This is a genomic window from Acidithiobacillus sp. TH-A35, assembly GCF_057473505.1.
In genome coordinates, this window is sequence record NZ_JBYCKR010000244.1 from 1 (window position 1) to 9,770 (window position 9,770).

The 9,770-nt window shown below is 56.9% G+C and carries 11 protein-coding genes and 1 pseudogene; 7 read left to right on the forward strand and 5 right to left on the reverse strand.

The features are described 5' to 3' along the window. The 3 genes and pseudogenes from AC2VNK_RS08120 to AC2VNK_RS08130 all read left to right on the forward strand — a co-directional run. A pseudogene (locus AC2VNK_RS08120) lies at positions 1–263 on the forward strand (heterodisulfide reductase subunit B); the annotation flags it as partial. Positions 264–439: 176 nt separating this feature from the next. Then, positions 440–742 (forward strand): hypothetical protein, encoded by a 303-nt coding sequence (locus AC2VNK_RS08125; RefSeq protein ID WP_291522141.1) that lies wholly within the window; start codon positions 440–442, stop codon positions 740–742. Between the two features lie 234 nt (positions 743–976). Then, positions 977–1,681 (forward strand): epoxyqueuosine reductase QueH, encoded by a 705-nt coding sequence (locus AC2VNK_RS08130; RefSeq protein ID WP_486883423.1) that lies wholly within the window; start codon positions 977–979, stop codon positions 1,679–1,681. Here AC2VNK_RS08130 and AC2VNK_RS08135 read toward each other — a convergent pair. From AC2VNK_RS08135 to AC2VNK_RS08155, 5 genes are all read right to left on the reverse strand, one after another. Beyond that, the gene (locus tag AC2VNK_RS08135) at positions 1,639–2,196 is read right to left on the reverse strand and encodes a hypothetical protein (RefSeq protein WP_486883424.1); all 558 of its coding nucleotides are present in this window, start codon (positions 2,194–2,196) and stop codon (positions 1,639–1,641) included. The two genes, AC2VNK_RS08130 and AC2VNK_RS08135, sit on opposite strands and share 43 nt — an antisense overlap. After that, positions 2,165–2,743: a 1,6-anhydro-N-acetylmuramyl-L-alanine amidase AmpD gene (gene ampD, locus AC2VNK_RS08140; protein WP_291522144.1), complete on the reverse strand. Its 579-nt coding sequence runs from the start codon at positions 2,741–2,743 to the stop codon at positions 2,165–2,167. Before ampD ends, AC2VNK_RS08135 begins: the two co-directional genes overlap by 32 nt. Beyond that, positions 2,740–3,075: a thioredoxin family protein gene (locus AC2VNK_RS08145; RefSeq protein WP_291522145.1), complete on the reverse strand. Its 336-nt coding sequence runs from the start codon at positions 3,073–3,075 to the stop codon at positions 2,740–2,742. Before AC2VNK_RS08145 ends, ampD begins: the two co-directional genes overlap by 4 nt. 330 nt (positions 3,076–3,405) lie before the next feature. Next, positions 3,406–4,947, reverse strand: a complete 1,542-nt coding sequence (locus AC2VNK_RS08150; RefSeq protein WP_291522146.1) for a 2-isopropylmalate synthase — start codon at positions 4,945–4,947, stop codon at positions 3,406–3,408. 75 nt (positions 4,948–5,022) lie between these two features. Beyond that, positions 5,023–6,342 (reverse strand): sigma-54 interaction domain-containing protein, encoded by a 1,320-nt coding sequence (locus AC2VNK_RS08155; protein ID WP_486883425.1) that lies wholly within the window; start codon positions 6,340–6,342, stop codon positions 5,023–5,025. Between the two features lie 418 nt (positions 6,343–6,760). Here AC2VNK_RS08155 and AC2VNK_RS08160 point away from each other — a divergent pair, with 418 nt between their 5' ends. The 4 genes from AC2VNK_RS08160 to AC2VNK_RS08175 are packed head-to-tail and all read left to right on the forward strand — an operon-like array spanning position 6,761 to position 9,239. Continuing rightward, positions 6,761–7,147, forward strand: coding sequence for a DsrE/DsrF/DrsH-like family protein (locus AC2VNK_RS08160; protein ID WP_291522148.1), 387 nt, complete (start codon positions 6,761–6,763; stop codon positions 7,145–7,147). Positions 7,148–7,188: 41 nt separating this feature from the next. After that, a complete protein-coding gene (locus tag AC2VNK_RS08165; RefSeq protein ID WP_206387050.1) occupies positions 7,189–7,419 on the forward strand; it encodes a sulfurtransferase TusA family protein in 231 nt (76 codons plus the stop codon). Between the two features lie 41 nt (positions 7,420–7,460). After that, positions 7,461–8,600: an NAD(P)/FAD-dependent oxidoreductase gene (locus AC2VNK_RS08170; RefSeq protein WP_291522149.1), complete on the forward strand. Its 1,140-nt coding sequence runs from the start codon at positions 7,461–7,463 to the stop codon at positions 8,598–8,600. Between the two features lie 12 nt (positions 8,601–8,612). Continuing rightward, on the forward strand, positions 8,613–9,239 hold the full coding sequence (locus tag AC2VNK_RS08175; RefSeq protein ID WP_291522151.1) for a helical membrane plugin domain-containing protein: 627 nt from the start codon (positions 8,613–8,615) through the stop codon (positions 9,237–9,239). The last annotated feature ends 531 nt before the right edge of the window (positions 9,240–9,770 follow it).

The following is a 9,770-nucleotide window of genomic DNA, read 5'->3' on the forward strand; positions in this document are numbered from 1 at the left end:
ACATGAACTACTCCATGCCCATCATCGCCGACGTGCAGCTCGCGGCCCTCGCCTGTGGCGCCGATCCCTTCAAGATCGTCCAGTTGCAGTGGCACGCTTCACCCTGTGAAGACCTGGTGGAAAAGATGGGCATCAGTTGGGACAAGGCCAAGGCCGACTTCCAGGAATATCTCAAACAGGTGGAACAGGGCAATGTGGAATACCTCTACAACCCCGAACTCGCCACCAATCAGAACATCAATATGAAGATGGCCTCCGCCTGATTCAGTTTGACGCGCAAAATGACCCCGCCTCGCGCGGGGTTTTTTATGTTCGCAAGGAATCTATCCGGGCATGGAATACTTCAATCCACAAAAACCTCCCCTCGGGGCACATTTTTCGGGTATGCTTAAGCCCGCCCGCCACAACAGGCGATGGCTTTGTTCGTTTAAACAGGAGGATGACAGTGGACCCCAAGGCCCTCAATACCCGTTGCGTAGAACTTTTTCAGAACCCCGACGTGCGCCTGCGTATGTGGAATGCGCGGATGTTCTGGCAGGTTGGCGATCAGATGAATGTCGCGCCGACTGCGCTCACCAGCCCAAAAGTGGACACTTGTGAACTGGAAGTCATGCTTAGCGCCGCTGCACTGACCGATTCCCAGTGTGCCGCGGAACTGGACAAACGCGAACCCGGCCGTGCCGCCTTCATTCAGCGCCAGATTCGGGAAGGCATGCGGCCGCTTTTGCGTCCTGCGCAATAATCAGAGTTGCAGGCATCGCGCAGTTGCGGGCCTCAGCACAACAGGGGTGTGTTGCCAGCGTAACCCTCTTGTGCGGCGTCGTTGACCACAATGTGTACACGGCGAATGTCCCGGACCGGGGTGTTTGCCGCACCCCACGCAAATCACGCCCCATTGTTATCCGCCCTTTGGCAAGACCGACACGAGGCGCTATTCTTGCGCCATCAAGGCCGCCATTCGTCAGGGAACTGTTCCATGCCCAAAAAACCTACCACGCCGCTGCAAACCCCCGATGGCAGCCGGCATATCCTGCTGCATTCCTGCTGCGCGCCCTGTGCCGGCCCCATCATGGATGATATCCGCGCGGCAGACATTGATTTCACTGTGCTCTTCTACAACCCCAACATTCATCCCCAGGCCGAGTACGAGTTGCGTAAGGAAGAAAATATCCGCTACGCCAGGCAACTGGGCGTCCCTTTCGTTGACCTCGACTATGACAAGGATAACTGGTTCAGCCGGGTGCAGGGACTGGAGTGGGAACCGGAGCGCGGCGAGCGTTGCAGCGCCTGTTTTGATATGCGCTTTGAGCGTTCCGCTCTCTATGCCGCCGAACACGGCTTCAGCCTCTTTTCCAGCACCCTCGGCATTTCCCGCTGGAAGGATATGGCCCAGATCAACGGCTGTGGAAAACGGGCTGCAGCGCGCCATGCGGGGTTACAGTACTGGGACTACAACTGGCGCAAGGGCGGCGGCAGCGCACGGATGATCGACATCGCCAGGCGCGAACAGTTTTACCAGCAGGAATACTGCGGCTGTGTCTATTCTCTGCGCGACAGCAATCAGCACCGGATCAGTCAGGGCCGCAGCAAAATCATCCGCGGCGTGAAGTTCTATGGCCGCGATGAGACCGGTCAGGGTCAGGGCGCCGACACAGAAGCTACGGGCATCAAGAGCTCGTAGCGGTCTCCTGGCCCCAATAATTCCAGAACCGGGTAGCGCAGGGGCAGATCACGCGCTTTGCCCCACGCCGACAGGGCGCCGTAGGCCTTCCATGAGGCGATCGCCAGGTTGGCATTCACCCGCACTCGGGCAACGTGCTGTGCGGGCCATTGCCCGGCCTGCCAGCCCGTCGGTGCCGGGACACCAGCATTCACCAGATAACCCAGACGAGCCACCACTTCGGCATCTCCGCCACTGCCCTGCTCCCGTTCCAGCAGGGTGATCTCTGTATGACTACGCAGGTCTGCAGGAGCATCCTTGGCCATCTTTTCCCGGGTCTTGACCATCTGCCGGTAAGAACCCTGGAAAGGCTGGTAGACATAGCTCCGCGCCACCCCCATCTCCTCCGTCACCGTCGGGCTGTTAAAGACGCCCAGCCACCAGAGCGTCAGCAGCAGCATCGCCAGAAACACCAGAAAGGGCCCCAGCCAGCCACGCCGCCAGTCACGCCTGGGAGCTTGCCGCATCTCCGCCATCTTTACTCACCTCTGCCAGATATGACCAGGAAAAACCGGGACCAGGGTCCCACTTGCGACCGGGTGCAATGTCCGAATGCCCCACCATGCGCTCGGGGCCCATGGCCGGGAAAAGGCCCTGCAAGTCTTTCGCCAATGTCGCCAGACGCTGGTACTGGAGCGGCATGAACGCAGTGCCCTCGCTGCCTTCCAGTTCGACGCCGACACTGTAATCATTGCAAGCGGGGTGACATTGCCACTCGGACACTCCGGCGTGCCAGGCCCGCTGAAAAACCCCGACATGCTGCCATAAGGTGCCGTCTCGTTCGATGAAAAAGTGGGCGGAGACATGCAGGTTGCGCAAAGCATCAAAGTAAGGATGGCTATTAAAGTCCAAAGTCCCCATGAAAAAACGCTGCACGTCACCGCTGCCAAAGCCCTCAGGCGGCAGGCTGATAGCATGCACCACCAGCAGGTCCACCGCCGTGTTCGCCGGACGTTCGTCATGGTGGGGTGATGGCGCGCACTTTGCCTGACGATGCCAGCCCGCACCGTCCCAGACCGTCACGGCATCTCCTCCGGTGGCCGATCGGCCATCTCTGTCAGCCAGCGGTCCAGTGCATGCGCCCGCGCTTCCACCTGAATGGGGCGCTGGTAACGGCCATCCCGGAAAAGGAAAAGTGCGGGCAGATGATAGACATCAAACTCCTGAGTGATCCCCATATCGATCCCTGCGTCGACCTCCCAAACTTGCAGATCATCACGGGTGGCCTCGTAATCCGCCAGCAAATGGCGCCATATCCTGCAGGAATGACAGCCCGCAGAAGTAAAAAAAAGGATGATCAGTCCTCGGGTGGTCACCATGCGTTGCCAAAAACCCAACTCCGATACCGTTTCCATGAACTTCTCCTCAATCGCCTGACAGAGTACCGCTATTATTCAACGGCCAAAATAACTATCACCTAGCCAGACAGGCGGGCGGGAAAGCGCACGCGCTTGCGAATCAGGCAGCTAAAAAGCAACTCCAATTCCACGAGCAGCGGGGTGGGATGCATCGCCAAGGCGTGTTCCGCGCCAGCCGTTAGTCGCACTTGAATGGGCAGGCGCTGGCCATTTGCCCTGCCCGAGGCGATTTAACACACCCCTTTATTCCTCAAGCGAGGAGCTCACATTGTTTCCTCCAGACATTGAGAATGTCCTCAGGGAATTGGGGAAGAAGGGCATGGCGCCCTAGATCTGCGGATGCCGCCGCCCCTGAGGGTGTTGCAAACGGTTCAAGGCCGAGAGGTAGGCCTTGGCGCTGGCGATGACGATGTCGGTATCCGCCCCCTGACCATTCACGATGCGGCCATCCTGCTGCAAACGCACCGTGACCTCCCCTTGGGCGTCAGTGCCGGTCGTGATGGCATTGACCGAGTACAGCAATAATTGCGCGCCGCTCTCCGTCACGGCTTCGATGGCCTTGAAGGCGGCATCCACCGGCCCTCCGCCCACGGCCATGGCGGTCTTGGCCACACCTTCCACCAGGACCTCCACTGTCGCCTCCGGGCGTGTGCCCATCTCCGAACAAACGCGCAGGTAACCCAGGCGATAGCGTTCCGCCTGCTCCTCCTGGAGATCCTCATTGACGAGGGCCTGCAAGTCCTCATCGAAGATTTCCGCCTTGCGGTCGGCCAGCGCCTTGAAATGCGTGAAGACCGTGTCGAGGGTCTCCTTGTCCAGTTGAATACCCAGGGCCTCCAGGCGCGCCCGCACCGCCGCCCGACCCGAGAGCTTGCCCAGGGTCATGCGGTTGGCCGCCCAGCCCACGTCCTCGGCGCGCATGATCTCGTAGGTCTCCCGGTGCTTGAGGACACCGTCCTGATGGATACCTGACTCGTGGGCAAAGGCATTGGCCCCGACAATGGCCTTGTTGGGCTGAATCGGGAAACCGGTGATGGTGGACACCAGCTTGCTGGTGGGCACAATCTGGGTGGCGTCGATGCGGCTATCGCAGGAGAAGACATCAGCGCGGGTGCGCACCGCCATGACGATCTCCTCTAGGGCGGCATTGCCCGCGCGCTCGCCCAGACCATTGATCGTGCATTCCACCTGCCGGGCACCATGCAGCACCGCCGACAAGGAGTTGGCCACGGCCAAACCCAGGTCGTTGTGACAATGGACGGAAAAGACCGCCTGGTCAGCATTGGGCACTCGCGCGCGCAGGTTGGCGATAAGCTGCCCGAAGCGGTCCGGGAGGTTGTAACCCACCGTGTCCGGAATATTGATGGTACGCGCCCCGGCGTCGATCACCGCCTCGATGACCCGGCAGAGAAAGTCCTCTTCGGAACGCCCGGCATCCTCCGGCGAGAACTCCACGTCATCGCAATACCGCCGGGCGAGTTTCACCGCAGCTACCGCCCGTTCCAGCACCTCGTCAGGGGACATGCGCAATTTGGCCTGCATGTGTACCGGACTGGTGGCGATGAAGGTGTGGATGCGCCCCGCGGCGGCTCCGGCGATGGCTTCCCCGGCACGGCGGATATCCTCGTCCCGAGCGCGGGCCAAGGCGCAGATACGGCTGTCCTTCACCGCTGCGGCGATGGCTTGCACGGCCGCAAAATCGCCGTTGCTGGCGGCGGGAAAGCCCGCCTCGATGACATCCACGCGCAGGCGCTCCAGGGCCTTGGCGATGCGCAATTTTTCGTCGCGCGTCATGGCCGCGCCCGGCGACTGCTCGCCATCGCGCAAGGTGGTGTCGAAAATGATCAAGTGTTCTTTAGATGGACTCATGGATCACCCTTTCCAGATCGTTCGCAGTGATTGTACCGCGTTGGCGGGTTTTCACGAAGGACGCGCAGATCTCCCTCATTCAGCAGGCGCACGCTGCAGCCAGCGATACACCGTTCGCTCACTAATGCCCAAGGCATCCGCCACCCGGCGACGGTTACCCTGATAACGACGCAACAATTCGTCAAGGTTATCAGGGTGCTGGCCAGTCTTGCCGGTTTCAGAGCGTGCAGACCGTTCCGCCGCTGGCAGAGCAGCGTTGCGCGACACCCCGGAATCCAAATGCCGGAGCTGGATGATAGGGCCATCAGCCAGCGCCGCCGCTTTTTGCAACATATTACGCAGCTCGCGCACATTGCCGGGAAAATCGTAAGCACCGAGACGAATCTCCGCATCCTTGGATAGGCTCCAACTCCCGCCCCAGCTCTTACCGATGCGCTCCAGCAAAACTTCGGCGATACCCGCGATATCCTCGCGACGCTCGCGCAAAGGCGGCAAATCAATAGTGATGGCCGCCAACCGATAATAGAGATCTTCGCGAAAAGCCCGCTGCGCGGTCATCTCTAGCAAATTGCGATTGGTGGCAGCCACTACGCGCACATCCGCATGCAACGTTTCCGCCCCCCCCAGACGCCGGAAGCTACCCGTTTCCAGCACCCGCAAAAACTTAGCCTGCATGGCAAGTGGCAACTCGCCCACCTCATCCAGAAACAGGGTGCCGCCATGAGCCATCTCATAGAGCCCGCGCTTGCGCCCAAGACAGCCGGTAAAAGCGCCCCGCTCGTGACCCAGGATCTCGCTCTCAAAAAGGGTTTCCGGCAACGAAGCACAATCGACGGTAATAAAAGGACCATTCGCCCGCGCCGAGAACTGATGCACGGCGCTGGCTGCCAGCTCCTTGCCCACTCCGCTCTCACCAAATAGCAGAATGCTGGCATCCGTCCGCCCTGCCATCTCTATATGGTGCAGACAGCGCATAAAGGCTGGTGAACGTCCTACCATACGCAACTCACCGCAGGTGATTTCCTCCTCCAGGTGCGGGAGGCGGATGATCTCCTCCCCAAGATAGGTGTTACCTTCCTGATCTTTAATAGCATGTCCGCGAATCCGCACATGCTCGGCATGATTCTGATGGTCATAATGAATGTGACGCACCTCATGCGCCTCTCCAGTGTTAAACACCGCTTGATGGGGACAATCTTCTCCACGCTTGTGACAAGGTACCGGGGAGTGATGGGAGATTTCATGGCAGCACTTCCCAACCACCTCATCTGCATGCACACCATAGGCATCCTGATAAGCGCGGTTAGCGGCCATAATCCGATATTCACGATCGATAAGCACCATAGGGTTCTGCTGAATATCGAGCACACTACCGGCATTTAAGCCAAGTGGCATGTCGTTCTGGCTAGCCGTAGTTTCCGATTTTCCGGATCTAGTCTTTTTGCCGCGGTTTATCATAGTTAGCCTTTGATGTCGGGGTGGCCCACTTATTCAGTTCATTATTGCACCATTTGCCAATTCCATCTTATTATACCCATTATTTCAGTGATCGGATGCAAGAATATTCTTATACCGCCGAACAGTTATTTTTATTTATGGATTAGAGAGTCATGTTTTTCTTATTTATCATGACATGACATGACACGCTGGGCATGTCATTCACCATGAAACTGAAATATCAACAACTTTATTGCAATTTACTAACCTTATTATATACCAAGAATAACAATAGACTTCCACAAATAAAAACTAATATCCGGTGATGGCACGCTTTCTGCTCTAACAAACTCATCCATTTGCGGAGGAAGTTCCCATGTCAGGCATGTACATCATTTGTTTAAGTGGCGCGCGGGAGAAGCTGCAATTTGCGGCGATGGCAGCGTCTGTAGCGGCCGTATCAGGAACGGAGGTCGATGTCTTTGTGTCGATGAATGCGTTTCCCTACTTCATCAAAGGGCACCGTAAGGAAGCACCGAATGAGGGTGCCATGGGCAAAATCATGGCCGAGCGCAATGTGCCGCCGTTTTATCACATTTTTGAGCAGGCCGTGGAACTGGGAGATGCCAGGATATGGGCCTGCTCCATGGCCATGGATGTTATGGGGGTTAAGGAAAATGGCATGGAAGATATTGTCGCCGGTCCCATGGGACTCACCAAGTTTCTCAGCGATGCCGAAGGGGCGCAGATCCTTACCTTTTGAAGCAATAACCTGAATGACAAGCGCGAGCGAAGGAGTAGCAGATGAGTGAAAGAGTCGTAGATGCCCGCGGCAGTTTTTGTCCCGGACCTCTCATGGAGCTGATTTCCAACATGAAGATGATGAGTGTGGGCGACACCCTGGAATTGTTGTCCACCGATGCCGGTTCCGCCGCAGACGTGCCGGAGTGGATCAAGAAGGTCGGCCACGAAATGCTGGATACCGAACAGGATGGTGAAGGCACCTGGCATATCCGGGTCCGTAAAGCCAAGTAACGCAACGTCCAATAGTGCAGAGACAAATAAGGAGTGACATCATGAGAATTCTCGTCATCGGTGGGGGTATGGGAGGCACGATTTTTGCCAATCTTCTGGCCCGCCGTATTCAACATGAAATGAAAACTGGGAAGGCCCGCATCACCATGCTCTCGGCCAGTCACGAGCACGTCTATCAGCCTGGTTGGCTCTATGTTGCCATGGGGCGCGCGACCCCTGATGAACTGGTGCGCGAACAGGAAAGCCTGCTGGAACCAGGCATCGAGTTCCATGTCGACCCCGTTGAGGAGTTTCATCTCGCCGAGAATCACGTCAAATGCAAAAGCGGCAAGGTTCATGAGTATGACCTGATCGTCATCTCCACTGGCTCCCGCCCCCTGCCGGAGAAAATCCCCGGCCTCAAAGAGAATTCCATCAACTGCTATACGGCCGATGATGCGGTAAATTTCTTTAAGCAACTGTCGGACTTCAAGGGCGGTCGTATTGTGGTAACCGTGGGTTTGCCGCATAAGTGTCCGATGATTCCGCTGGAACTCACCTTCGCCATGCACGATTTCATTAAGGATCGTGGCCTGCTGGATAAAACCGAGTTCTACTACACCTATCCCATCGGTCGGGTCCATAGCCTGGAAAATGTGGCGAAGTGGGCGACACCGGAGTTTGACCGTATGGGGATCAAGTACGAAACGCTCTTCAATATGAAAGAAGTCGACGGCAAGAACGCCGAAGTGCTTAGTGAAGAAGGCGGTGCCGTCAAGTATGACCTGCTGGTGGCGGTGCCGCCGCACAAGGGCCAGGAAGTCATCGAAAAAAATGGTCTGGGCGAAAACGGCTGGATACCCACCAATCGCGCCTCCCTGCACATGGAAGGTGAACACGGCAAAAACGTCATTATCTTAGGCGACACCACCAACCTGCCTATCAGCAAGGCGGGCTCGACGGCCCATTTTGAGGCGGAGACGGCAGCAGAAAATGTCGCGGCAGTGATCAAGATAGGGCGACCGGTGCGCAGTTACGACGGCAAGGTCTTTTGCTTCATTGAAGCGGGCAAGGATCGCGCCACCTACGCCATGTTTGATTACCAAAATCCCCCGCAGCCCAAGGCACCAACCGGTGCGGTCCATGCCTTTAAGATGGCCTACAACAAGCTCTATTGGGCCAGTGCCCGTGGCTTACTCTAAAGGAGGTGATCTATGGCTGCCATAATGTCAGAAGCCACCCACGAAGAAGCGCTATCCAAAGCCCAGGAGGCCTTGGCGCGCCTGGTAGAAAACGGCGACCTGGAACGTATTGTGCACTTGGCGCGGCTCGCTGGGGCTGCCCAGGACTCCATGAGCGATGAAATAGTCGGACGGCTGGCGGGCATGGCCAGCGACGGACTCGATTTGCTAGACCGGGTCAATCGCAGCCAGATCGTCCATGCCCTGCCCACCGTCTCCGCACTGGTGGAAAATGGTGACCTTGAGCGTATCGTGCATCTGGCGCGCATGGTCGGTGCCGCGCAGGACTCCATGAGCGACGAAATGGTGACTAGGATGGCGGGCATGGCGAGCGACGCCATGTGTCTGCTCGACCGCGCCACCCGTACCGGCGTCATGGACCGTCTGCTAGCTGTGGCAGAAAAGATGGATCAGGAGCACATCCTGACCGACTTCCTCCGCTGTCTGGCCGGGGCTACTGAAGAAGCGGCCCAGACCCCGGCACCCAAGGGTGGTATCAGCGGACTCTGGGACCTCATGAAACAACCGGAAACCCAGCAGACCATCCAGTTCCTCATGCTGCTCGGCAAGCACTTTCGCTCCTGTCGCCTCAAACACTGAGGTCCCACCTCAAACATTCCTTTTTAAAAGCGTTTTACTCGCCCTGCTTGTAGCCCCCTGCTCTTCCGGGGGCTTTTTTCTGTGGTCACAGCAAATTCATTGCATCGATGATGATCAAACTTACGTAAATTTTTTTGCATGTTTTTCATAAGTTTGGGCGTTTATAGCTTATAGAGGCGGTACAGAAGTACGCATACTTGTCGGCAGAACATCTGGCGCCTTACGCAAAGAGCCTTCGTACTGACGAAAGTTCTGCCAACGTCACAATATTGACAACGTATATTGTTGGGGAATTGAAGAAGGCTGGGTAATTCTTTGATTAATTGGTCGGGGCGAGAGGATTTGAACCTCCGACCACCTGAACCCCATTCTAGCCCTATAATCCCGCTTATGCTATGTATTTATAGCATATTCCTGCGCGGACGCTTTCTACAAAATGGCATACCGAGGTAAAATATTTCCATTACAAAACAACGGCGAGTTTTCAGTTGTAGAAGGCTTTAGCCATTTCTGATTCTACCTGTGAAGCCT